The organism is Brachybacterium sp. AOP3-A1-3 (assembly GCF_052378285.1).
GTDB lineage: Bacteria > Actinomycetota > Actinomycetes > Actinomycetales > Dermabacteraceae > Brachybacterium.
Map to the genome: position 1 here is coordinate 71,804 of NZ_JBQSXM010000011.1, position 22,250 is coordinate 94,053.

General features: G+C 70.5%; 21 protein-coding genes. 7 read left to right on the forward strand and 14 right to left on the reverse strand.

What is annotated here, in order from left to right; genetic code table 11:
- Positions 1 to 145 precede the first annotated feature (145 nt).
- Genes ACT3T5_RS14325 through ACT3T5_RS14360 form a run of 8 tightly spaced genes read right to left on the reverse strand, consistent with a single transcriptional unit; the run spans position 146 to position 8,474 of the window.
- On the reverse strand, positions 146 to 667 hold the full coding sequence (locus ACT3T5_RS14325) for a DUF3180 domain-containing protein (RefSeq protein WP_444594697.1): 522 nt from the start codon (positions 665 to 667) through the stop codon (positions 146 to 148).
- Positions 664 to 1,608 (reverse strand): 2-amino-4-hydroxy-6-hydroxymethyldihydropteridine diphosphokinase, encoded by a 945-nt coding sequence (gene folK, locus ACT3T5_RS14330; protein ID WP_444594698.1) that lies wholly within the window; start codon positions 1,606 to 1,608, stop codon positions 664 to 666. The genes ACT3T5_RS14325 and folK overlap by 4 nt, the downstream gene beginning before the upstream one ends.
- Complete coding sequence (gene folP, locus ACT3T5_RS14335) at positions 1,605 to 2,465, reverse strand: dihydropteroate synthase (RefSeq protein WP_444594699.1); 861 nt, start codon at positions 2,463 to 2,465, stop codon at positions 1,605 to 1,607. The genes folK and folP overlap by 4 nt, the downstream gene beginning before the upstream one ends.
- Before the next feature lie 4 nt (positions 2,466 to 2,469).
- Positions 2,470 to 3,036 carry a GTP cyclohydrolase I FolE gene (gene folE, locus ACT3T5_RS14340; protein WP_444579292.1) on the reverse strand — a complete coding sequence of 189 codons (567 nt, stop codon included), beginning with the start codon at positions 3,034 to 3,036 and terminating at the stop codon, positions 2,470 to 2,472.
- A 1-nt stretch (position 3,037) separates the two neighbouring features.
- A complete protein-coding gene (ftsH, locus tag ACT3T5_RS14345; RefSeq protein WP_444594700.1) occupies positions 3,038 to 5,353 on the reverse strand; it encodes an ATP-dependent zinc metalloprotease FtsH in 2,316 nt (771 codons plus the stop codon).
- A gap of 1 nt (position 5,354) precedes the next feature.
- On the reverse strand, positions 5,355 to 5,909 hold the full coding sequence (gene hpt / locus ACT3T5_RS14350) for a hypoxanthine phosphoribosyltransferase (RefSeq protein WP_444579290.1): 555 nt from the start codon (positions 5,907 to 5,909) through the stop codon (positions 5,355 to 5,357).
- A gap of 44 nt (positions 5,910 to 5,953) precedes the next feature.
- On the reverse strand, positions 5,954 to 7,048 hold the full coding sequence (tilS, locus tag ACT3T5_RS14355; protein ID WP_444594701.1) for a tRNA lysidine(34) synthetase TilS: 1,095 nt from the start codon (positions 7,046 to 7,048) through the stop codon (positions 5,954 to 5,956).
- 16 nt (positions 7,049 to 7,064) lie between these two features.
- On the reverse strand, positions 7,065 to 8,474 hold the full coding sequence (locus tag ACT3T5_RS14360; RefSeq protein WP_444594702.1) for a D-alanyl-D-alanine carboxypeptidase/D-alanyl-D-alanine-endopeptidase: 1,410 nt from the start codon (positions 8,472 to 8,474) through the stop codon (positions 7,065 to 7,067).
- Positions 8,475 to 8,540: 66 nt separating this feature from the next.
- Here ACT3T5_RS14360 and ACT3T5_RS14365 point away from each other — a divergent pair, with 66 nt between their 5' ends.
- On the forward strand, positions 8,541 to 9,053 hold the full coding sequence (locus tag ACT3T5_RS14365; RefSeq protein ID WP_193118182.1) for an inorganic diphosphatase: 513 nt from the start codon (positions 8,541 to 8,543) through the stop codon (positions 9,051 to 9,053).
- 174 nt (positions 9,054 to 9,227) lie between these two features.
- Here the strand turns inward: ACT3T5_RS14365 and ACT3T5_RS14370 are convergent, their stop codons facing one another.
- Positions 9,228 to 9,974, reverse strand: a complete 747-nt coding sequence (locus ACT3T5_RS14370) for a hypothetical protein (RefSeq protein ID WP_444579182.1) — start codon at positions 9,972 to 9,974, stop codon at positions 9,228 to 9,230.
- 202 nt (positions 9,975 to 10,176) lie between these two features.
- Positions 10,177 to 10,866: a peptide deformylase gene (locus ACT3T5_RS14375; protein WP_444594703.1), complete on the reverse strand. Its 690-nt coding sequence runs from the start codon at positions 10,864 to 10,866 to the stop codon at positions 10,177 to 10,179.
- Positions 10,867 to 11,126: 260 nt separating this feature from the next.
- Between ACT3T5_RS14375 and ACT3T5_RS14380 the strand changes: the two genes are divergently transcribed.
- The 3 genes from ACT3T5_RS14380 to yczE all read left to right on the forward strand — a co-directional run bounded on the left by ACT3T5_RS14380 (position 11,127) and on the right by yczE (position 14,346).
- Complete coding sequence (locus ACT3T5_RS14380) at positions 11,127 to 12,212, forward strand: ABC transporter ATP-binding protein (protein ID WP_444579179.1); 1,086 nt, start codon at positions 11,127 to 11,129, stop codon at positions 12,210 to 12,212.
- A gap of 156 nt (positions 12,213 to 12,368) precedes the next feature.
- Positions 12,369 to 13,610 carry a DUF4032 domain-containing protein gene (locus ACT3T5_RS14385; protein ID WP_444594704.1) on the forward strand — a complete coding sequence of 414 codons (1,242 nt, stop codon included), beginning with the start codon at positions 12,369 to 12,371 and terminating at the stop codon, positions 13,608 to 13,610.
- A gap of 22 nt (positions 13,611 to 13,632) precedes the next feature.
- The gene (gene yczE, locus ACT3T5_RS14390) at positions 13,633 to 14,346 is read left to right on the forward strand and encodes a membrane protein YczE (RefSeq protein ID WP_444594705.1); all 714 of its coding nucleotides are present in this window, start codon (positions 13,633 to 13,635) and stop codon (positions 14,344 to 14,346) included.
- 145 nt (positions 14,347 to 14,491) lie between these two features.
- On the opposite strand, the gene rlmB is transcribed toward yczE, so the two are convergent.
- From rlmB to ACT3T5_RS14410, 4 genes are all read right to left on the reverse strand, one after another.
- Positions 14,492 to 15,472 (reverse strand): 23S rRNA (guanosine(2251)-2'-O)-methyltransferase RlmB, encoded by a 981-nt coding sequence (gene rlmB / locus ACT3T5_RS14395; protein WP_444579175.1) that lies wholly within the window; start codon positions 15,470 to 15,472, stop codon positions 14,492 to 14,494.
- Positions 15,473 to 15,483: 11 nt separating this feature from the next.
- Positions 15,484 to 16,923 (reverse strand): cysteine--tRNA ligase, encoded by a 1,440-nt coding sequence (gene cysS, locus ACT3T5_RS14400; RefSeq protein WP_444594706.1) that lies wholly within the window; start codon positions 16,921 to 16,923, stop codon positions 15,484 to 15,486.
- A 189-nt stretch (positions 16,924 to 17,112) separates the two neighbouring features.
- Positions 17,113 to 17,595, reverse strand: coding sequence for a phage holin family protein (locus ACT3T5_RS14405; RefSeq protein WP_444579172.1), 483 nt, complete (start codon positions 17,593 to 17,595; stop codon positions 17,113 to 17,115).
- An 87-nt stretch (positions 17,596 to 17,682) separates the two neighbouring features.
- Entirely contained in the window at positions 17,683 to 18,873 is a 1,191-nt protein-coding gene (locus ACT3T5_RS14410; protein ID WP_444579170.1) for a LacI family DNA-binding transcriptional regulator, read from the reverse strand.
- Between the two features lie 169 nt (positions 18,874 to 19,042).
- Between ACT3T5_RS14410 and ACT3T5_RS14415 the strand changes: the two genes are divergently transcribed.
- The 3 genes from ACT3T5_RS14415 to ACT3T5_RS14425 all read left to right on the forward strand — a co-directional run bounded on the left by ACT3T5_RS14415 (position 19,043) and on the right by ACT3T5_RS14425 (position 22,142).
- Positions 19,043 to 20,500, forward strand: a complete 1,458-nt coding sequence (locus tag ACT3T5_RS14415) for a sensor histidine kinase (protein ID WP_444594707.1) — start codon at positions 19,043 to 19,045, stop codon at positions 20,498 to 20,500.
- A complete protein-coding gene (locus ACT3T5_RS14420) occupies positions 20,497 to 21,153 on the forward strand; it encodes a response regulator (RefSeq protein ID WP_444579167.1) in 657 nt (218 codons plus the stop codon). The genes ACT3T5_RS14415 and ACT3T5_RS14420 overlap by 4 nt, the downstream gene beginning before the upstream one ends.
- A gap of 110 nt (positions 21,154 to 21,263) precedes the next feature.
- Positions 21,264 to 22,142: a DUF4097 family beta strand repeat-containing protein gene (locus ACT3T5_RS14425; protein ID WP_444579166.1), complete on the forward strand. Its 879-nt coding sequence runs from the start codon at positions 21,264 to 21,266 to the stop codon at positions 22,140 to 22,142.
- Positions 22,143 to 22,250: the final 108 nt, after the last annotated feature.

Sequence of the window (22,250 nt, forward strand, 5' to 3'; positions counted from 1 at the left end):
TCGTGCGCTTCTCGCCATCCGACCTCCGGGGATGCTTTCCGCGTCGGACGCGGTCCTGCTCCCCCGATCGTCGGGGTGCGGAGCCGACGTTCAGCGGAGACAAAGGATTCAACGGATCCAGCGGGTCCAGCAGGTTCTGCCGGGCTCAGTGCCCGAGTCCTGCGCTCTCCCCGGTGCTCTCACCGCTGCCGTCGCCGTCGTCCGGGGGCAGATGCCCCCAGCGCTCGACGACCACGCCGAGGATCGCGAGCCCGATCCCCACCACGGCGGCGGCACCCGTCGGGAGGATCGCTGCGAGCGGGTCCCCGGTCCCGGTGACCATCAGGTACAGGGTCTGCCCGGCGAAGATCCCGCCCACCACCGCGCCGGTGTAGGCACTGGCGCGAGCCAGCAGCACGGTGCGGAAGGCGGTGGGCAGGTCGATCTGATGGCGGCGCGGGGCGAGGCTCGGATGGACCCGGCGCTCCTCGCTCTCGGCCATATAGCGGCGCAGCGGGATCCCGTAAGCCAGCAGCACCGCTCCCATCGCGAGCATCACCGCGGTGGTCAGCCAGCCCGCGATCGGCAGGGAGTGGCCCCGCGACGCGAGGGTCTCGAGCATCTGGGCGCCGAACCCCGCACCGATCACGACGATCAGCAGCAGGATCGGCAGGTTGAGCGGCCTCACGAGAAGTCGAACCCGGGGATCGGCGTGCCCGGTCGCAGGCCGTCACGATCCGTGGCCTCCGCGAGCAGCGCGACGATCGGGCCGCGGCCCGGCAGCACGGCGTCGGGCCGCGCGGCGTGCCAGGGGGCGAGCACGAAGGCCCGTTCGTGGGCGCGGGGATGCGGGAGCGTGAGCTCCTCGTCCTCGCTCGTGCTCTCGCCGTAGGTGATGACGTCGACGTCGAGCGTGCGCGGCCCCCACCGGACCAGCCGCTCACGACGGGCATCACGCTCGGCGCGGTGCGCCGCCTCGAGCAGGGAGAACGGGCCCAGGACGGTGCTCACGCCGATGGCGGAGTTCAGGAACGCGTCCTGCCCCTCGGGCCCGCCCACCGGTGCGGTCTCCAGCACGGGGCCGGTCCAGTCGATCTCGATCCCGTCCGTCGTGCCGAGCAGCTCGAGGGCCCGGGCGAGATGGGATTCCCGGTCGCCGAGATTCGTGCCCAGGGCGAGGACGGCCTCGACGGGTGCGGCATCGCGCGTGATGGTGATCGCGACGTCGCCGACCGGCAGGCCGACGGGGGCCGCGGGCTTGTGGACCCGCACCTCCACGCGGCGCACGAGCGGGTGCCCGGTATCGGTGAGGATCCGCTGCGCGATGCGCTCGGCGAGCGTCTCCACCAGATCGTGGGAGCCGGTGCCGATCTCCTCGTGCACCGCGGCGGCCACCTCCGCGTAGTTCACGGTGCGCGAGAGCGCGTCGCTGCGGCCGGCCGGAGCCGTGGACAGCTGGAGCGCGACATCGACCACGAACTGCTGGCCGAGGTCCTTCTCCTGGCTGAGCACGCCGTGCCGGCCCCAGGCCCGGATCCCGGTCACCTCGATGCGGTCGAGCGACCCGTGGTCGAGCCCGGGACGGGCACGTCCCGTCTGTGCTGGTTCGTGACCTGCGGTGGTGCTCATCGGCGGGCGCTCCTGCGCAGTCGGTCGCCGACGCGCACGGCGGCGAGGGTGGAGGGGACCTCGTGGACCCGGACCGCCCAGGCGCCGCGCTCGGCGCTGTAGGCGCTGATCGCTGCGGTCGCGGCGTCACGGTCCACGCCCAGCGAGCTCACGAAGCGCTTGCGGGATGCTCCGATGAGGATCGGCAGTCCGTGGGAGGCGATGCCGTCCCAGTCGGCGAGCACATCCCAGTTCTGGTCGCCCGTCTTGGAGAACCCGAGGCCGGGGTCCGCGACCAGGAAGCGGTCCTCGACGCCGGCTTCCCGCAGCGCGGCCAGCCGGTCCTCGAGCTCGGTGGCGCTGTCGCGCGCCGCGTCCTCGTACACGGCCAGCTCGTTCATGACGTCGCTGTGACCGCGCCAGTGCATCGCGATGAAGACCGGCGGCGTGCCGCGCACGGTGCGCAGCCGTGCCGCCTCGCTCCCCATGTCGACATCGGCCCGGCCGGCGGAGACGTCGTTGACGATCAGGGCGCCGGCCGCGACGCTTTCGGCGGCCACCGAGGACCGCATGGTGTCCACACTGATCACGACGCCCTCCGCGGCGAGCTCGCGGACCACGGGGATCACCCGGCGCAGCTCCTCGTCCTCGTCGACCCTGGGCGCCCCCGGCCTGGTGGACTCCCCGCCGACGTCGACGATCGCGGCGCCCTGGGAGACCAGCAGCCGCCCGTGGGCGATCGCCTCGGCCTGGGTGAAGTGCTCCCCGCCGTCGGAGAAGGAATCGGGGGTGACGTTCAGGACGCCCATGACCAGGGTGTCCTCCCGGGAGAGACGCTCGGGAAGTCCCTCCGGGCTCTGGCGTTCCGCAGGGCTCATGGGGTCACGCCCGGTTGATGAGGCTCATGGCCTCGGCCCGGGTGCTGGAGCTCTCGCGCAGCATGCCGCGCACCGCGCTGGTGACCGTCCGGGCGCCCTCGGCACGCACGCCGCGCATCGACATGCACATGTGCTCCGCCTCGATCACCACGATCGCGCCCGCCGCGCCGAGCTCGCTCATGAGGGCGTCGGCGATCTGGAACGTCAGCCGCTCCTGCACCTGCGGCCGACGGGCGTAGACGTTCACGAGGCGGGCGAGCTTGCTGAGCCCCGTCACCACACCGCCGTCGGGGATGTAGCCGACGTGCGCCCTGCCCACGAACGGGAGGAGGTGGTGCTCGCACATCGAGTGGAAGCCGATGTCCCGCACCAGCACGAGCTCCTGGTGGTCGATGTCGAAGGTGGTCGACAGCGGCTCGCGGGCGTCCTGGTCGAGCCCTTCGAAGACCTCCGCGTACATCCGCGCGACCCGGGCCGGGGTCTCGAGCAGACCGTCCCGGTCCGGGTCCTCGCCGATCCCGGCGAGGATCTCCCGGACCGCCGCCTCGATGCGGGCGTGATCGATCGTCATCTCAGTGCGCCGTCCCGTCGCCCTCGGGGGCATCGTCGCGGCGGGTGGGCCCGTAGCCCGGGTTCCCGTCCTGGCCGCCGGTCGGGCCGTAGCCGTCCGAGCCGTACCCGTCGGCGCTGTAGCCACCGGAGCCGCCGGAGCCGTAGCCGCCGGACCCACCGGGTCCGTACCCGCCGGGACCGTAGCCTCCGCCGCCGCCCGGGAGATCACCGTGGGGCGCTCCCGGGATGGAGGGACCGTCGTCACCGGGGTGCGGCAGCTCGGGGGCACCGGGGCTGAGGGGCTCGCCCGCGTCGTGGGACTCCGCCCCGGTCGCGGTGGTGCCGCTGCCCGCCTGCGGAGCCGCGAGCGCCGGGCGCTCCTGGCTGGACTGCCACACCTCGCGCAGAGGCCGCTTGGTGACGTCCGTGAAGATCGCGGCGAGCTCGTGCTCGTTCAGGGTCTCCTTCTCGAGGAGCTCCTCCACCAGGCGGTCGAGAACGTGGCGGTTCTCCACGATCACGGCCCACGCCTCGTCCAGCGCGGTGTCCAGGAGGCGGCGCACCTCCTGGTCGATGATGCTCGCGGTCTCGGCGCTGAAGCGGGGTGCCTGACCCTGCTGCATGCCCACGAAGACCTCGTCCTGCTCGCCGGAGAGGGCGACCTGGCCGACGCTGTCGCTCATGCCGAGCTGCATGACCATCGCCCGGGCGATCTTGGTGGCGTTCTGCAGGTCCGAGCTGGGGCCGGTGGTGACGTCGTGGAAGATGCTCTCCTCCACGGCGTACCCGCCCATCGCGTAGGCGAGGCGGTCCAGGAGCTCGTTGCGCGACTGGTAGTTGCGGTCCTGGGTGGGGACGACCATCGTGTAGCCGCCGGCCCGGCCGCGCGGCAGGATCGTCACCTTGGTGACCGGGGCGGAGTTGTTCATCGCCGCGGCGACCAGCGCGTGCCCGCCCTCGTGGTACGCGGTCATCTGGCGCTCGCGCTCGGTCATCACCTTGGAGTAGCGCTGCGGGCCCATGGACACACGGTCGATGGCCTCGTCCAGGGCGCGGTCGTCGATGATCTGGTTGCCGCTGCGGGCTGTCAGCAGCGCCGCCTCGTTGAGCACGTTGGCGAGGTCCGCACCGGACATGCCGATGGTGCGCTTGGCGACGGCCTCGAGGTCGACGTCGTGCGCGAGCGGCTTGCCCTTGGCGTGCACGCCGAGGATGTGGAGACGACCCTTGAGGTCCGGGGCCTCGACGCCGATCTGCCGGTCGAAACGGCCCGGGCGCAGCAGCGCGGGGTCCAGGATGTCGACACGGTTGGTCGCGGCGATGAGGATGACGTTCTGGTTCTCGTCGAACCCGTCCATCTCCACCAGCATCTGGTTCAGGGTCTGCTCGCGCTCGTCGTGCCCGCCGCCCATGCCGGCGCCGCGGTGACGGCCCACCGCGTCGATCTCGTCGATGAAGATGATCGCCGGGGCATTCTCCTTCGCGGTCGAGAACAGATCGCGCACGCGGCTCGCGCCGACGCCCACGAACATCTCCACGAAGTCGGAGCCGGAGATCGAGTAGAAGGGCACGTTCGCCTCACCGGCGACGGCCTTGGCCAGCAGGGTCTTGCCCGTTCCGGGAGGCCCGTAGAGCAGTACGCCCTTGGGGATCTTCGCGCCCACGGCCTGGTACCGGCCCGGATCCACGAGGAACTGCTTGATCTCGTCGAGCTCCTCGACGGCCTCCTCCGCGCCGGCGACGTCGGCGAAGGTGACCTGCGGGGCCTCCTTGTTGAACAGCTTGGCCTTGGACTTGCCGAACTGCATGGCCTTGCCGCCGCCCTGGGCGTTCATGATCAGGAACCAGAACAGGCCGATGAAGATCAGCAGCGGAAGGAACGACAGCAGCAGCGTCGACCACCACGGGCTCGTGGCGATCTCGTCGGTGTAGCCCTTCTTCGGATCGGCCTTCTGCACCGCCTCGACCACGTCGTCGCCGCGGGCGTCGACGTAGGAGAACTGGACCTTCTTGCCCTTGTCCTCGTCGCCGTCGACGAAGTTCTTCGTCAGCACCAGGTCGACGCGCTGCTGGTTGCCGTCGATGATCTTGGCCTGCTCGACGGTGCCGCCCTCAAGCAGCTCGAGACCCTGCTGGGTGTCGACCTGCTGGTAGCCGTCGCGCCCGAACAGGGAGAACAGGGCCATGCCCAGCAGCAGCGCCACCAGGATCCAGATCGCGACCCCGGTGAAGGGCCGGCGCTTCTTGGACTTGCCGCCCTTCCCGGATCTCGCAGGCTTCGTCGACTTGTCGGTCGCCGCGGGCTTGTTCTTGTTCTTGGAGGAGTCATCCGCCATGTCAGTCCTCGTAGACCGAGCGCTTGAGCACGCCCACGTAGGGGAGGTTCCGGTAGGCCTCCGCATAGTCGAGCCCGTAACCGATCACGAACTCGTTGGGGATGTCGAAGCCGACGTACTTGACGTCGATCTCGACGCGGGCCGCCTCCGGCTTGCGCAGCAGGGCGGCGACCTCGACACTCTTGGGGCCGCGCGATCGCAGGTTCGACAGCAGCCACTTCAGGGTCAGGCCCGAGTCGATGATGTCCTCGACGATGAGCACATTGCGCCCGTCGATGTCCGCGGAGAGATCCTTGAGGATCCGCACGACGCCGGAGGACTTGGTGCCGGACCCGTAGGAGGAGACGGCCATCCAATCCATCTCGACATCCAGCTCGATCGAGCGGGCGAGGTCGGCCATCACCATCACCGCACCCTTGAGGACGCCCACCAGGATCGGGGGCTCGTCCGCGTAGTCAGCGGCGATCCGGCGTCCGAGCTCGGACACCTTCTCGCGGATCTGCTGTTCGTCCAGCAGAACCCGTTCGACATCGGGGTGGTGGTGCGTCTGAGGCACGCGGATCTCCTCCAGGGAACGTGGTGGGGTGCGTCCGCCGCGACTCACGGATCCATACGGCGCCACACCAACAGGCCGTCGCGGCGAGCGACCTCGATCCTACCCGGTACGGGTACCGAAGCCTGACCATGCCATGAGACGACCAGGGCGTCGATCATGAGCACCTGGCGCCGCAGCAAGGACTTCGCCCCGGCGGGCACCCCGGCGGGCTCCGCGATCCGGCGCGCCCGACGGGAGACGTCCCGGAGGATCCGTGTGCGCAGGGGTGCGGGGGCTGCGGTCAGGGCGTGCACGTCCAACAGCAGCAGATCCCGCTCCTCACGCAGCTCCCCGCCGTCCCGGACCACCGCCTCCAGGAGAGCCGTCGCCTCGGCATCGAGGTGGTCAGCATCGGGTCGCACCAGGTCCGCGGTGCGGGCGAGGTTCTCGTCGATCTGCTCCCCGAGCAGCTCCCGCAGCAGCGGCAGCGCGCGATGACGTACCCGAGCGCGCAGCATCGACTCGTCCGCGTTCATCGGGTCCTCCCACCACTCCAGGTCATGGAGCCGGCAGATCTCCTCGGTGTCGGCTCGGCGCAGCGCCGTAGTCTCGTCACGGCCGCTGCCCAGGAAGGGTCGCAGCAGCGCGCCGCGGGAGCGGGGGATCCCGGCGAGGGCTCGGGGCCCGGCGCCCCGCGCGAGGCCCATCAGCACCTGTTCGGCCTGGTCGTCCAGGGTGTGCGCCATCAGCAGGGCCAGTCCCCCGCGGTCCTCGAGGAGGGCGTCGAGCGCGCTGTGCCGCGCTTCGCGGGCGGCCTTCTCGAGGCCGCCGCCCGAGGCGGAATCGACGTGGACCCGCAGCACGTACGCGGTGACGCCGAGCCGTTCGGCCTGGGCCTTCGCCCGTTCCGCGACCGAGGAGGAGTCCGTCTGCAGCCCGTGGTCGACGATCGCCGCCTCGGCCTCCAGTCCCATCCGCGAACCGACCCAGGCCGTGGTCGCCAGCAGGGCGAGCGAGTCTGCTCCGCCGCTGAGGCCGACGAGGATCCGCGGGGACAGCTGACCTGCGGCGGTGTCATCGGCGAGCTGTTCGAGCCGGCTCGTGAGCGCCACCTTGACGGCGGTCCGTGCGCGCGCGACGACGGGGGCGGGCCCGGCCATCAGGAGTCCTCCCCCATCAGGCGACCTTCACCATCTCGGCGGCGACCGCGTCGACGGCTTCGCGGGCTTCGACGGCATCAGCCCCGTCGAAGCCGTGCACCACGATCGAATAGCCCGCCGTCCGGCCGTCCGGCAGCACGACGACCCCTGCCAGAGTGGCGGCACCTCCGAGATATCCGGTCTTGCCCCGGACCAGGCCCCGGGCCAGGTCGGTGCTGTCGTCCCCGAAGCGATCGACGAGAGTCCCCGAGAGTCCGGCGATCGGGACGTCGAAGAGGATCTGCTGGAGCGCGGGCTCCTCCCCCGAGGCGACGTGCGCGAGCACCGCGGAGAACAGGGCCGGCGGCACCCTGTCCTCCCGCGACAGACCGGAGCCGTCGTGGATCTCGAGCGCGGCGAGATCCTCCTCGGGAACCCCGATCTCCCCGGCGAGATCCCTGATCTCCGCTTCCACCGCGGCCGCGGCGGCCTGCGGGGTCGTCTCCTCGCCCCGGGCGTCGGCGACGAGATGGGCAAGCAGCTCCGCGGTCGTGTTGTCGGAGATCTGCAGGGTGTGGCGCACGATCTCCGAGAGGGGCTCCGAATGCACCTCGACGCTCGGGGCCTCGTCCGCCGCCTCGGCGGTGGTGAGCTTCCCCGTGACCGGGAGTCCCTCCTCCTCGAGCAGCTCGGCGAAGCGACGGGCCGCATCCCCGGCGGGATCAGCGGACTTGGCGCCGTACTGCTCCCCGTCGAGCCAGCCCTCGTCCAGCGCGAGCGTGGCCGTCGGCGTCACCCAGCCGCCCGCGGTCCCGTTGTTCCCCCAGGCGGGGTTCGCACCGCCTGAGAGGTAGGAGTCGTCCAGGGCGAGGGAGACCTCGGTGCTGCCCTGCTCCTGGGCGAGCGCGACCGTCTGGATCGCGAGGTCACGCAGGTCCGCCTCGCTGAGAGTCATATCACCGCCGCCCTGGAGGGTGACGAGTCCGTCCTCGACGGTGGCGCGGGTGGTGAGCACCTCGTCCCCGGTGTAGAGGCGGAGCACGGCGGCCGCGGTCAGGAGCTTGAGGGTCGAGGCCGGGGTCAGGGCGGCCTCGGCGTCGCGCGCGGCGAGCACCTCACCGGTGTCCGCGTCGACCACGCTGAAGGCGAGGCCTCCGGCGACGACGGGATCCGCAGCATGAGCCGCCATGCGTTTCTCCAGGTCAGCTGCCTGATCGAGGTCCGGTTCCGGGGCGACCGCGGGGCCCGGTCCAGCGGCCGGGACCCTCTCCCAGCCCTCGGCCTGCGCCTGCGGGCCGGATTGCGGTCCCTCCTGCACGGCGCGCACGGTGAGCACACCTGGGAAGGCGTCGGTGAGATCCCCGATCAGATAGAAGCTTCCGGGGACGACGGCGCACAGCACGATCGCCGTCGTGCGCCAGATGCGCTCGGATACTGTTCCCGCCATGTCCCCACGATATGGTGTCCGGGTCAGAACCAGTGCCCACAGGGCCGGAGCAACGGAGCGGCTGTCGTGGAATTCGACGTGACCATCGAGATCCCTCGCGGGAACCGGAACAAGTACGAGGTGGACCACCACAACGGGCGTATCCGCCTGGACCGGATGCTTTTCACCGCCACTCGCTATCCCGATGACTACGGGTTCATCGAGGGCACTCTCGGAGAGGACGACGATCCCCTGGACTGTCTCGTCCTGCTCGAGGAGCCCACCTTCCCGGGCTGCCTGATCCGCTGTCGCGCGCTCGGCATGTTCCGCATGCGCGACGAGGCCGGCGGCGACGACAAGATCGTGGCGGTGCCCGTCGGCGACCGCCGTCAGGTCCGCCGCCAGGAGCTCACCGATGTCTCGGAGTTCCATCGGCTGGAGATCCAGCACTTCTTCGAGGTCTACAAGGATCTCGAGCCGGGCAAGAGCGTCGAGGGCGCTCACTGGGAGGGCCGCAGCGACGCGGAGGCGGAGATCCGCCGTTCCTACCAGCGTGCCGTCGGCACCGAGCACGAGAACGACTTCACGCAGGACGTGTGATCACCGGGCGGTCGCCGACGCGCGACCGCCCTGTCGAGCGACAGCAGGAGAGGGCCGACCCCGCGGGGTCGGCCCTCTCCTGCTGTTCTGCCCCCTCCGGTGGGGTCGTGCTCCCTCCGGGTGCTTCCGACTTCCCACCGGGGCTCATCGAGCCTCAGCGGGCCTCATCGAGCCTCAGCGGTCCAGGCGATCCGCCCGCGGTGCGGAGTCGGCGAGCTCACCGTCGAGGGTCGGGGCCTGGGAGAAGATCTCCAGCATCGCGTCGACGACGGACCGGGACACGGACCGTGCGCCGAAGCCGCCGATGATCGCGCCGATCCCGAAGGGCAGGAGCCTTCCCAGCCACAGCTTGCTGGAGCGGGCCACGACGCGCCTGCGCACATAGCGGGAGATCTGCTTGCTCACCAGACCGGGGAGGAAGCCGCCGCCCCCGCCGAGCACGGCATTCCACTGCAGGCCCTGCTTGCCCATCGCCTTGGCGATGATCTCGGTGCCCCGCTCTCCGCTGAGCACACCCATCAGGACCAGGCGGCGCGTGTTCTTGTCGGACATGTCCACGTCGTGGATCTCCGCGGCCGCGAGGGCCAGGAAGGCGCAGGCCTCCGCGAAGGAGACTCCCTCGCCGACGGTCAGGCCCAGGGCTGCGACCGTGCCGAGCCCGGGCAGCGCCGCGACCCCGCCGATGCCTGCGCCGGTCAGGGTCATCAGGGCCGTGAAGCGACCCGTGACCCTCTCCAGGTGCTGACGCGGCGTGTCCTCGGGATATTTGGCCCGCTGCTGCTCGACATAGCGGTGCGCGAGCGGAGTCTGCACCTTCATCGCGGCGTCGATCACCGTGAGCCAGCGTTCGTCGAGCTCCTCGCGGAACTCACCGCTGTCGTCCTGGTCGATCTCCGGGGTGTGCCGGTCGCTCGTGCTCACCATCAGCTCCGTTCGTCTCGTGTCGTGAACAGGGTCAAGCTACCGTCCCCGACTGGCAGGACGCCGTCCCGAGCGGTCTACCGCACATCCGCGCCCCGCGAGGACGCGACGGACGACGGGACGACGCGCGACGGGCGACGGGCGACGGGCGACGGGACGACGGGACGACGGGCGGCGGGACGACAGGCGACGTGCGGAGCGTTCAGCCGACGACGACCTGGCCCGGGGCGAGCTCAGCGATCTCCCCGCGCAGGTCCAGCAGACGGACGGCCTCGCCGAGATCCTGGTAGTGCGGCGTGTACCCGGCCTCGATGAAGGAGCGCGGCACCATCAGGTCATGGCACAGGGTCCCGGCCAGATGGTCGGTCTCGTGCTGCAGGATCCGCGCGGGCCACCCCTGGTGCTCCTCGTCGATCTCCCGCAGCTCGCCACCGGGGAGGAGCTCGGTGGCGCGCACCCGGACCCGTCGGGACCGGGGAACGATCGACTGCCAGCCGTCCACCGACAGGCATCCCTCCCAGGCATAGACGCGCTGTTCGCCCAGCAGATCGACCTGCGGATCCAGGAGGGCACGAAGCGGAACCGGTGAGCGTTCCCAGGGATCCTCGTCGCCCTCGTCGGCGCCCTCGTCGGCGCTCTCAGACCGGTCCTCGAGGACATAGAGGGCCAGCGGCAGCCCGACCTGGGGAGCGGCGAGGCCCACTCCCGGCGCCTCGCGCATCGTGATCGTCATGGCGTCCACCAGCTCCAGCAGGAGATCGATCTGCAGTCGTCCGCCGGCGGACAGAGACGGACGACGCAGCGCGGGATGGCCGGCTTGCACGATCCGCAGCGGGTCGGTCTCCTTCACACGGCGGTCGAGGATCTTCCGGGTCAGCTCAGTGGTATCCACCCACCCAGTATCCCGCAGGTTTCCGTCGCTGTCCCGCCGGTTCCGCCGCCTGCCTCCGGGGTGGCGCGCGGGGTGCGGTACCGGGTGCCGTGCGCAGTGCCGCACGGCCCCTGGACAGGGTTTTCCGAAACGATGAGACGTGGGATACACTCGCCGGGCCGGTGCAAGGACGCACCTCCCTGCGAGGGACGCTCGAGACCGGTGACCATCACTTCACAACGGACCGTCCGGCACGTACCTGCCGGTGAAGGAGTACCACTATGGCAACAGTGACTTTCGACAACGCATCACGCGTCTACCCGGGCCAGGAGCGCCCGGCAGTCGACAACCTGAACATCGAGATCGGCGACGGCGAGTTCCTCGTCCTCGTCGGCCCGTCCGGTTGCGGCAAGTCGACCTCGCTGCGCATGCTCGCCGGCCTCGAGGAGATCGACGCCGGCCGCATCCTCATCGGCGACCGCGACGTGACCGACGTCCCGCCGAAGGACCGCGACATCGCGATGGTGTTCCAGAACTACGCGCTGTACCCGCACATGACGGTGGCCGACAACATGGGCTTCGCCCTGAAGATCGCCGGCAACCCCAAGGCCGAGATCCGCAAGCGCGTCGAGGATGCCGCCGAGATCCTGGACCTCACCGAGTACCTCGACCGCAAGCCCAAGGCGCTCTCCGGTGGTCAGCGCCAGCGTGTCGCCATGGGCCGTGCGATCGTCCGCTCCCCCCAGGTCTTCCTCATGGATGAGCCGCTGTCGAACCTCGACGCGAAGCTCCGCGTGTCCACCCGTACGCAGATCGCCTCGCTGCAGCGTCGTCTCGGCGTCACCACGGTCTACGTCACCCACGACCAGACCGAGGCCATGACGATGGGTGACCGCGTGGCGGTCCTCGATCGCGGCGTGCTCCAGCAGATCGACTCCCCGCGTCGTATGTACGACCACCCGAACAACGTGTTCGTGGCCGGCTTCATCGGCTCCCCCGCCATGAACCTCTTCGACACGAAGCTCACCGATCAGGGCGTCGAGTTCGGCGGTGCCGTGCTCCCCGTGGACCGCTCCACCCTCTCCGAGACCAACGAGACCTCGGTCACCGTCGGCGTGCGCCCCGAGGATCTCGAGCTCGTCTCGGACGACCAGGGCATCGCCGTCGAGGTCGACCTCGTCGAGGAGCTCGGTGCGGATGCGTTCATCTACGGCCGCCGCGTCGGCAGCGAGGAGACGGCGAAGCCGTTCATCGCACGCGTCGACGCCCGGAAGCCCCCGCTGAAGGGCGACACCGTCTACTTCCGTCCGAGCGAGGGCCACATCCACCTCTTCGACGCGAAGAACGGTCAGCGCCTGGGCGACTGATCTCCAGCAGCAACCCTCGACGGGCGTCCGGCTTCTGCCGGGCGCCCGTCGTCGTTCCCGGCGATTCCGGGAAACCGGCGTGAGGTTTCCGTAGTCCTCCGGTGAAAATAGGGCGATGAGTGGGCACTGCGGCCCGGAACGGGAGACAATGGAGCAATGGCACCCCTGGAGATCACTGCGTCCCGGGCCGATCCCGAACTGCTGGACCTCCCCTGGGACCAGCCGCTGGAGGACTGGCCCGAGGAGATCCTCGCCGCCCTCCCCCGCGGCATCTCCCGTCACGTCGTGCGGTTCGTGCGGGTCTCCGGGCGCGTCCTCGCCCTCAAGGAGATCAACCACAGCCTCGCCAAGCGTGAGTACGAGATGCTCCGTCTGCTGGGACGCATCGGTGTGCCCTCCGTCGTACCCTTCGCGGTGATCTCCGGGCGCTCGACCCCGGACGGCGAACCCCTGGATGCCATGCTCGTCACCCGGCACCTGCAGTTCTCGCTCCCCTACCGCGCCGTGTTCAGCCAGGTCTCCCGCGAGGACACCGCGCACCGCCTGCTCGACGCCCTGGCCGTGCTGCTCGTGCATCTGCATATCGAGGGCTTCTACTGGGGAGACGTCTCCCTCTCCAACACCCTGTTCCGCCGTGACGCAGGTGCCTTCGCCGCCTACATCGTCGATGTCGAGACCGGCACTCTGCACGAGCAGCTGACCGACGGCCAGCGTGCCTACGACCTGGACCTCGCACGGACGAACATCATCGGTGAGCTGATGGACCTGCAGGCCGGCGACATGTTCGACCCCGAGGCCGATCCGGTCGAGGTGGGCGATGACCTGGTGCGCCGTTACGAAGAGCTGTGGGCGGCCCTCACCGAGCGCGAGCGGTTCTCGGCCGACGAGCGCTGGAGGGTGTCCGCGCGGATCGAGAAGCTCAACCGTCTGGGTTTCGACGTGGGCGAGCTCGAGATCACCACCGACCTCGACGGCACCAGCCTGTCGATCCTCCCCAAGGTCGTCGACGCCGGTCACCACGCGCGTCGGCTCATGCGGCTCACCGGCATCGACGCGCAGGAGAACCAGGCGCGCCGTCTCCTGAACGAGCTGGACCAGTACGGAGCAGCCACCGAGCAGCAGGCCGAGGACGAGGAGTTCGTCGCCCACGAGTGGCTGCAGACGCAGTACGAGCCCGTGGTCCGCGCCATCCCCCGCTCGATGCGCTCCAAGCTCGAGCCGCCGGAGTTCTTCCACGAGGTGCTCGAGCACAAGTGGTTCCTGTCCGAGAAGGCCGGGACCGACGTGAGCCTCGACGAGACCGTGCGGCACTACATCCTCAACGTCCTCATCCACCGGCCCGACGAGAAGTCTCTCGTGACCACCGAGACCTCGGCGCTGCCGAGCTTCGACTCCTGACGGGTCCTGCTGCGACATGGCCGTGCCCACCCCTGAGCTCTCGAACGTCTCCTTCCGCGACCAGCTGAGGATCGACCGTCTCCCGTTGCGCCTCCTCCAGATGATGGTGGGGCTGACAGGTTTCGGGTTCTCCCTGGCGATGCTGCTGCGCTCCGGGCTCGGCGGCGCCCCCTGGGACGTCCTCCACTCCGCCCTCGCCGATCGAGCCGGCCTGAGCGTCGGCACCCTCAGCATCGCGGTCAGCTTCGTGGTCCTGCTGCTGTGGATCCCGTTGCGCGAGCAGGTGGGGATCGGCACCATCTCGAACGCCATCTGGGTAGGGGTCAGCATCGACCTCGGGATGCTCGTGCTGCCCGCCGCGCCCTCGCTGATCACCGGGATCCTGCTGGCGGTCACCGGAGTGGTGATCAACGGCGTCAGTGCCGCCGTGTACATCGGGGCGCAGCTCGGCCCAGGGGCTCGCGATGGTCTGATGACCGGTCTCTCACGGCGGCTGGGCCGGCCGGTCGGACCGGTGCGGATCGTGCTCGAGATCCTCGTGCTGGGCACGGGGTGGCTGCTGGGCGGGCCGGTGGGCGCGGGCACCTTCCTCTACGCTGTCGGCCTCGGTCCGGTGATCCAGCTGGCGCTGCCGTACGTGATCATGCCGGTGCGCGGTCTGCGCCGGTCCGGGCAAGCCGATCACGGGACGGCGAACGGCACCATCGACCCGGATCCGCCCGCGGACCCTGCCTGAGGGGTGCCGCTAGCCTGACGATACGACGACAGCAGGGCCCGTCCCGGATCGCTCCGGGACGGGCCCTGCTGTCGTGAGCTGCCTCGACGCGTCCGGCGCCCGGAATCAGGATCCAGGGCTCCGGCTCGAGGCCTGGCTCGAGGGATCAGGCTCGACCGTGCGCCGCCCGGACCCCGGAGATCTCGTACAGGGCGATGGCCGCGGCCACCGAGGCGTTCAGCGACTCGGCACGACCCGGCATCGGGATCGACACCACCTGGTCGCTGATCTCCCGTGCGAGGCGCGAGAGGCCCTTGCCCTCGGCGCCGACGACCAGCACGGTGGGCTGGGTGCTGAGCTCGAGTCCGCGGGAGGTGACGTCGCCGTCCGCATCGAGGCCGAGCACGAACACGCCCTGCTCCTTGAGGGAGGTGAGCGTGCGGTTGAGGTTGGTGACCTGGGCGACGCGCACGCGACCGGCGGCGCCGGCGGCGACCTTCCAGACGCTCGCGGTCATCGAGGCGCTGCGTCGCTCGGGCAGGATCACGCCATGGGCGCCGAAGGCATCCGCGCAGCGCAGGACCGCTCCGAGGTTGCGGGGATCGGTGATGCCGTCCAGCGCGACCAGCAGCGGCGTCTCGAAGGCCTCCGCGGCGATCCCGAGGAGGTCGTCGACCTCGGCGTACTCGTACGCGGGCATGGTCAGGGCCACGCCCTGATGCACCGAATGGTCCGTCATCCGGTCCAGGTCGGTGCGGGAGGCCTCGGCGATCGGGAGACCCTGCGCCGTGGCCAGCCGCATGATCTCGCGCACGCGCTCGTCGGAGTCCATGCGCACCATGACCGTGAGCTGGGTCGCGGGGACCTTCTCCTCGAGCGCCTCCAGCACGGCATTGCGCCCTGCCACCAGATCGCTGCCCGGGGCCTTCCGTCCGCCCTTGGTGCTGAGCCCGCTGCGCCGGGGCTGTCCGCCGGAGCCGGTACCGCCTCCCGACGACGCCACGTACTTCTTGTGGTACGGCCTGTCCTCGGCGCGGGGCGTCGGCCCCTTGCCCTCGAGCGCTCGACGGCGCACGCCGCCGGATCCGACGGTCGCGCCCTTCTTGCCCTTGCGCATCGCGCCGCGACGCGAGCTGTTGCCTGCCATGGGTGTTCTCCTCAGTCCGTGGTCTCGAGAGTCCAGCGTGCGCCGCCCTGGCCGTCCTCGACACGGATGCCTGCGGCGCTCAGGGCGTCCCGCAGGGCATCCGCACGGGCCCAGTCCTTCTCGGCGCGAGCCGCTGCACGAGCGGCCAGCTGGGTGGTGATCAGTGCGTCCAGCGCGGCATGCTCCGCGCCGGCGCTGTCGGTGGTGCTCCCCCACTGCTCGGCGAGCGGGTCCAGGCCCAGCACGTCGAGCATGGCGCGCAGGCGGCCCAGCCCGGGGGCGACCTCCTCCGCTGCGGCGCCCGCGGCGAGCAGCGAGTTCAGCGCCGCCTGCTCGTGATGGACGACAGCCAGCGCCTCGGGCACCGCGAGGTCGTCGTCCATCGCTGCGACGAAAGCCTCCGGGAGGGTGACGGACGCGAGATCCGCGCCGGGTCCGGCCAGAGGATCCTCGCCGAGCAGCTCCGCGGCGCGGAGGGCCGTGGCCGAGAAGCGCTCCCACACCACCTCGGCCTCGCGCATGGCCGTCGCGTTGTACTCGACCGATGCCCGGTAGTGGCCGCTCACCATGGCGTAGCGGACGGCGGCGGCAGGGTGCTGCGCCAGGGCCTTCTCGGCGGTGACGAAGTTGTCCAGACTCTTGCCCATCTTGAGCCCGTCCACGGTGAGCACGCCGGAGTGCATCCACTGCCGCGCGAACCCGAAGCCTGCGGCGTGGGACTGCGCCTGCTCGTTCTCATGGTGCGGGAAGCGCAGGTCGAGGCCCCCGGCATGGATGTCGAAGGTCTCTCCGAGGTACTTGCGACTCATGGCCGAGCACTCGAGGTGCCAGCCCGGTCGGCCCCTCCCGAAGGGGGTCTCCCAGGAGGCGGTGCCGGGCTCGGTGGCCTTCGCCGCCTTCCAGAGCGCGAAGTCGCGGGGGTGCCGCTTGCCCGGCTCCATCTCCTCGCCCGCGTCCTGCATGTCCTCGATGCTCTGCCGCGTCAGCGAGCCGTAGGAGGGGTGGGAGGCGACGTCGAAGTACACCGACCCCTCGCCGTCGGCGTAGGCATGTCCCCGCTCGATGAGGAGCTGCATCAGCTCGATCATCTCCGGCACATGCCCGGTGGCCCGCGGCTCATAGGTGGGCCGACGGTTCCCCAGGTTGTCCAGCACGTCCTGGAACTCCCGCTCGAAGCGCAGCGACCAGGCCCACCAGGCGACGTCCGCCTCGGCGGACTTCGCGAGGATCTTGTCCTCGATGTCGGTGACGTTGCGGACGTGGGTGACGGCGTACCCGCTGCGCTCCAGCCAGCGCACCAGCACATCGAAGGCGAGGAAGGTGCGCAGATGGCCGAGATGCGGGGCGCCCTGCGTCGTCGGCCCGCAGACGTACAACGACACCGCCCCGTCGCGCACCGGGGTGAACGGCGCAGTCTGGCGGGTGGCGGTGTCATGCAGGTGGAGAGTCACGCAGACCAGGGTACTGCCCAGGTGGCGGCTCCCTGCCCTCCGGGGGCCGGAGGATCGCAGGGATCACCCTGCGATCCCCCAGGGACCGGCTTCTGCGATCCTCCGCGGGGATCCGAGGTGGCCACGGCGGATCAGTCCGCGCGAGACCTGATCACCCCGTGCGAGCAGATCGCTCCGCGCGGGATCTGGTCACTCCGCGCGGGAGCTGACCTGCTTGCCGTAGAGCTCCTCGAACGTGTCGTCGTAGGAGACGGCGTTGCTGCGGCGCTTGCCCTGGACGGCGTCGACGGCGGACTGGGCCGTCTCGATCGTGGTCTCCGGCGCCTTGATCTTCTTCGAGACCAGGAAGGCGACCAGACCAGCGATCGCCGAGATCAGGATGAACACGCCGGCGACGATGAGGAAGGAGGCCCAGTAGGGCAGGCCGAGGGCCTGGAGGCCGGTCGCGGCGGCGAACAGCAGCATCACCCAGGCCGAGAGGAGCAGGAACAGCAGCACCGCGGCACAGGCGGCGATGATGCCGGCCTTGATCGCGATCCCGGTGATCTCCTTCTTGGCGATGTCGATCTCGTGATGGACAACGCCGAGGAGCTCGTCCCGGATGGACTGGACGAGTTCACCGATGGACCGCTGGGTGGGCGGTGTGCTCGGATCGTTCGTGGTGTTGATCATGGTCAGAGCCTAACGCAGGGTGTCGGGAATCGTGTCTTGAGGGCGCGGGGCGCGCTCGGGGCGGAGAGGGGGATCGTGCGGTCGCAGTCAGTCGACCGAGATCCGCTTGCGCTTCGTGGACTCGGGCCGGGGACCGGCCGAGCTCGATCGTCTCACCACGATCGACGGGGCGACCGCGACGTCGCGTGCCGGAGCTTCCAGACCCGAGACCCGCTCGACCAGGAACTGCGCGGCGAGCGCACCGAGCCGGGAGGAGTTGGGATCCACACTCGTCAGCTGGGAGACGCCGGAGGCGGCCAGGGAGGTGTTGCCGTAGCCGGCGACGGCGAGCTCCTCGGGCACCGAGATGCCGGCCTCGCGGGCCGCCGAGAGCAGCCCGACCGCCGTGACGTCGTTCGCGCAGGTGACCGCAGTGGGAACCTTGCTGCCCCGCAGCAGCATCGAACCGGCGGTCTGCCCGACCTGCTCGGTGAAGTCTCCGGGCTCGATGCGGGCGTTCTCGCCGAGGCCGTGGCGCTCCATCGCGGAACGGAAGGCGTCAGCCCGCTCGCGGGCGACCGCGGCGCCCACTCCCCCGATATGGGCGATCTCGCGATGCCCCAGGCCGACCAGGTGGTCGACCAGCAGGCCCTGTCCCACCTCGTCATCGATCCGCACGGTGTCGAACTTCCCCACGAAGCTCTTCGAGCATCCGATGCCCACGAAGGGACGGCCGGCGGTCGCCTCGATCACGGTGTCCATGTCGGCGAGGTCGGAGATCATCAGGAAGCCGTCGACGCCGAGGTCCACGAGCGACTCGATCGCATCGGTGTCCGCGGCCACCGGGTATTCGGGGAGCCGGCGTCGGGTGGGGACCACGACGGCGGAGCGGCCGGTCGCGGCCAGCTCGATCCGGATCGAGCGCACCAGGTCGGAGATCCAGGTGTTGCGCATCGTGTTCACGAGTACGGCGACGACTCCGCGGTGATCCGCCTCGTCGCTGAGCTCCTCGAGCGGGAAGTGGAGGCGCTCTGCGGTCTCGCGCACCTTGCTCGCCATATTGGGCTTGATCTCGTCGGAACCGCGCAGGGCACGCAGCGCGACGGCGCTGGAGATGCCGAGGGAGTCGGCGACGTCGCGCAGGGTGCCGCGCTCCTGGCCGGACTGCGCCAGCTCGGCGGCGGCCTCGTCGACACCGTCGACGACCTGACCGCTGCGACCCTCCTCTCCGGGCGGAGTACCGGTGTCGGATCCGGGATCGATGGTCTCGTCGGACGAAGCGCTCGCATCACTGCTCATGGACCCATTGAACCGCATTTCTGGCCCGGTCCGGGCACGACCTGGCCAGTGCGACCCCTCACGCCGTCCGCGGATCGGCCCTCTCGACTCCTGTCCGGGGGTTTTCCCCCGTCCAGGACGTCGGAGGGCCCTGTAGGCCGCACCCGCCATCACGAATACTGTCAGGGGCATGGAAGACATCTCTGCGCCGCCACCGGTGGCTCCGCAACCCCGGCTGCACGCCGCGGCGCTCGCCTCCGTGCTCCTGGGAGGCTTCCTCTTCGTCTCCTGGTTCTGGATCAGCCTGGCTCTGCTGTTCACGGGCCTCAGCGCCCTGCCCGCCCTCGGCTCCGGCCTGCTGCTGATCGTCCCCTGGCTCCTGCTCATGCAGGGTGCGGTCCGGATCGAGCGGCGTCGCGCCATCGCCGTGCACGGGATCTCCGTGATCCTGCCGTCCCGCCGTCGCTCGCGGCGCACCGGGGTCGGCGGCTGGATCCACGACCGCTGGCTCGAGCTCGGCTCGAGCGCCTTCTGGCGCGGCGCCCTGCACCACCACGTCGCGATGTTCGTGGCAGGCCTGTTCTTTACCCTCTTCGTGTCCCTGCTGTGGCTGGGATGGAGCGCCGGCGACATCGCGCTGCGCCATGGCCCGCTGCAGGTCGGAGGGATCGACCTCTCCCGCTGGATGCTGGGCATCATCGCCACGACCCTCGTGCTGCTCGCCGCGCTCGCCCTGGTGCTCGGGGCGCTCGCGGATCGGGGACTGGCCCGGCTGCTCATCTCCGGCTCCGAAGATGATCTGCGCGAGCAGGTCGCCGAGCTCGCTGAGCGTCGCCAGGGCGCGGTCGACGCGGCCGCCCAGGAGCGGCTGCGCATCGAACGGGATCTCCACGACGGCGTGCAGCCACGCCTGGTCAGCCTGGCCATGACCCTCGGGATGGCGAAGCTGGCCATCCGCACCGATCCCGACCGCGCCGCCGACCTCGTGGACCAGGCGCACGCCGAGTCGAAGGCCGTCATGACGGACCTGCGCCAGCTCGCCCGCGGCATCCATCCGGCAGTGCTGACCGACCGCGGGCTGGATGCGGCGCTCTCCGCTCTCGCCGCCCGCTCCCGGATCCCCGTGGAGCTGGAGGTCGAGCTCGCCGGATCCGGCGCTCCTCGACTGGACCGCGAGAGGGAGGCCGTCGCGTATTTCGTCGTCTCCGAGGCACTCACCAATGTGGCCAAGCACTCCGGGGCCTCCCGGGCGAGCGTCCGGGTGAGCCAGAGCCCTGCCGCGCTGCAGGTACGGATCCAGGACGACGGACGGGGCGGGGCGACGGTGCGCCGCGACGGGCTCTCCACCGGTCTCGCCGGACTCACCGACCGGGTCCGGGCGACAGGCGGGCGGCTCGAGGTGATCAGCCCGGCGGAGGGCGGCACCGTCCTGGACGCCAGACTCCCCCTGCTCCCCCTTGCCGTCGGCCAGCTCCGTGACGCGCGCACCGACCCCGCTGCTCGCACGGCGCACACGGCCGACGCCACCCAGGCCACCCAGGCCACCCAGGCCACCCAGGCCACCCAGGCCACCCAGGCCACCCAGGCCGATGCTCCGCCCCCGGCGGCGTCACCCGCAGGACCCGACACCCAGGAGGCCCTCCGATGAGGATCGTGATCGCCGACGACGCCGTGCTGCTGAGAGCCGGCGTGGAGCGCCTGCTCACCGACGCCGGGCACGAGGTCGTCGCCGCTGTCGGCGACGCCACCGCCCTGCTCAGCGCGGTCTCCCATCACCAGCCCGATCTCGCCGTGATCGATGTGCGCATGCCGCCGACGTTCACCGACGAGGGCGTTCGGGCCGCGATGCTCATCCGCCAGCAGGATCCCGACGTGGCCCTGCTGGTGCTCTCGCAGTACGTCGAGGAGCGCTACGCCTCGGACCTGATCGCCGACTCCCCGCACAGCCTGGGCTACGTGCTCAAGGACAGGGTGGCCGACGTCGACGACTTCCTCTCCGTGGTCACCGACGTCGGGAACGGGGGCACCTGGCTGGATCCCGAGGTGGTCCAGCAGATCTTCATCCGCTCCCGTCGCCGTCGGACCCTGGAGGGTCTGACCCCGCGCGAGCGCGAGGTCCTCTCCCTGATGGCCCAGGGCAGAGCCAACCAGGCGATCGCCGACGCCCTGTTCGTCTCCGCCGGCAGCGTGGAGAAGCACATCTCCTCCCTGCTCACCAAGCTCGACCTCCCCCCTGTGGACGGAGAGAACCGTCGGGTGATGGCCGTGCTGCGCTACCTGGAATCCGAGGACCGATCATGACCACCCTGCAGTCCGCACCCCGACCTCCGCATGGGCCCGGCTCTGCCCCTCTACCCGGCCCCGCACCAGGGCCCGGCCCTGCCCCTGGACCCGACTCCGCTCGAGGATCCGTGCTCGAGCCGGGCCGACGACTGTCCCCGTCCCCGCAGGGCGACAGGTCATGGCGGCTGCTGATCACGCTCCTCGGAGCGATCGTGCTGCTCCTGCTCCTGCTGGGGCTCACCGCGGTCTCGGTGTCGAGCTGGCTCACCACGCGCAGCTTCTCCGAGATCCCGGCCACGACCGGCCTCGGAACCCCCAGCGCACTCGAGATCACCAATGACCTCGGCAACGTGCACGTCCTGCGATCTGCGGACGTCGACCAGGTCACCCTGGCCTTCGTCGAGGAGGGCTCGACGACGCTGCCGGCGGCCGGCGCGACGGCGCAGGCCTCCATCGACCGCACGGGCGGGGCCGATGCCCCGAGCATCACCGTGCGCCAACCCGGAGGACCGGCCGCGATTCCCTGGGAGAACGACACGCGTGACCTTCTCCTGCTCGTCCCGCACGACCTCGACCTGTCTCTCGATCTGACCTCCACCGTGGGCGATGTCGACGCCACGGGGACGTTCTCCTCCCTCGCGGTGGCCTCCGAGGTGGGAGACGTGCGCCTCGCCTCCGTGACCACCCCGGGCGGGCTGAGAGTGACGAGCGACGTGGGCGATGTCGAGGTGGAGCTCGAGGGCCCCACCCCGGACACGGTCGAGGTGACCACGTCGGTGGGCAACGCCGACCTGCTGCTGCCGGTGGACGCGAGCGGCGACGTGACCGTCAGCTCCGAGCTGGGCGACGTCGACCTCACCGCACCGGGGACCACCCAGTGGTCCGTCACGGCGAGCACCGAGCTCGGCGAACGGAATGTGGATCCGAGCTTCACCGCACGGACAGGGGACGAGGTGGGCACCCTCACGGTGACCTCCGAGCTCGGGAACGTGACCGTCTCCCGCTGACGTGACCGGCTCCCGCTGACGTGACCGTCTGCCGCAGACGTGACCAGTTCCCGCTGACTCCGTCCCGTCCCGGACACCACGCACGGGCGGGGGGGCCCGGCGAACACC